At 75.4% G+C, this 1,124-nt stretch carries 1 protein-coding gene and 1 pseudogene; both read left to right on the top strand.

The genetic code is table 11. The annotated features are described in order from the left end of the window. A pseudogene (locus GH736_RS23280) lies at positions 1–360 on the top strand (hypothetical protein); the annotation flags it as partial. Next, positions 357–1,088: a glutamine amidotransferase gene (locus tag GH736_RS23275; RefSeq protein ID WP_159607422.1), complete on the top strand. Its 732-nt coding sequence runs from the start codon at positions 357–359 to the stop codon at positions 1,086–1,088. The pseudogene GH736_RS23280 and the gene GH736_RS23275, both read left to right, overlap by 4 nt. The last annotated feature ends 36 nt before the right edge of the window (positions 1,089–1,124 follow it).

Raw genomic sequence — 1,124 nt, 5'->3', positions numbered from 1 at the left:
CGCGACGTCGTCGCCGTGCCGCTGACGGATGCCGCGCCGACACGCATCGCGCTCGTCTGGCGCGTGGAGCGCGACGACGCCGACATCCAGGAGCTCGTCGGCGTGGTGCGTGGGCGCACCGCCCGGAGCTCTCGGCGCGAGGGTGACGACGAGGACGCCGCGGCGCCCGCGAAGGCGACGGCGAAGGCGAAGGCCAACGCGAAGGCGGCGGCAGCCGAGAAGGCCAAGGGTGCGAAGGGCGGCAAGGGCGCGAAGGGCGGGAAGGCGGGCGGCACGGGCGGCGCCTCGCGCGCCGGCCTCCGCGCGTCGACGTCCCGCTCGGGGCGCAGCACGCGCAAGCGAGGCGGTCGCTCGCGATGAAGCCGTTCCTCTTCCTCTCGGCACGCCCCGAGGTCGAGGCCGTCGGCCCCGAGTACGAGTCCGTGCGGCGCGCCATGGGCCTCGACGCCGGACGGCTCGAGCACCTGCGGCTCGACGTCGATCCCCTCGGCGACCTGCGGCTCGACGACGTCGCCGGGGTCGTGGTGGGCGGCAGTCCCTATAACGTGACCACGGCCGAGACGTCGAAGCATCCGGTGCAGCGCCGCGTCGAGGCCGACCTCGCACGCCTCGCCGAGGATTGCCTCGCCCGCGACCACCCGCTGCTCTTCACCTGCTACGGCATCGGCGTGCTGACCCGGGTGCTCGGCGGCGTCGTCGGCACCGAGCACGGCGAGGAAGCCGCCGCCGTCGAGATCCGCCTCACGCCCGACGGCGTCGCCGACCCGCTCGTGGGCGCGCTGCCCGCCCGGTTCGACGCCCTCGTGGGCCACAAGGAGGCGACCGAGCGGCTGCCCGCCGACGCCGTGCTGCTCGCCTCGTCAGCGGCGTGCCCGGTGCAGGTGTACCGGGTGGGGCGCCGGGTCTACGCGACGCAGTTCCATCCCGAGGTGTCGACGCACGACTTCGTGGCCCGCGCGCAGGTGTACCGCCACCACGGGTACTTCCCGGCGAGCGAGTTGCGGGCCGTGAGCGAGCGGCTGGCCGCGGCATCCGTCACCGAACCGCAACGGATGCTGCGCCGCTTCGTCGAGCTCGCCGACGCCTGAGCCCCGCCCGCCGACCTGCCCTTGGCGCCGGCCGGG

Source organism: Agromyces humi (assembly GCF_009720255.1).
Classification (GTDB): Bacteria; Actinomycetota; Actinomycetes; order Actinomycetales; family Microbacteriaceae; genus Agromyces; species Agromyces humi.
This window is presented reverse-complemented; position numbering and strand designations above follow the sequence as displayed.

Excerpts from the sequence above, each read along its gene's own strand:
- GH736_RS23275 (WP_159607422.1), top strand. The coding sequence starts at position 357 with ATGAAGCCGTTCCTCTTCCTCTCGGCACGCCCCGAGGTCGAGGCCGTC.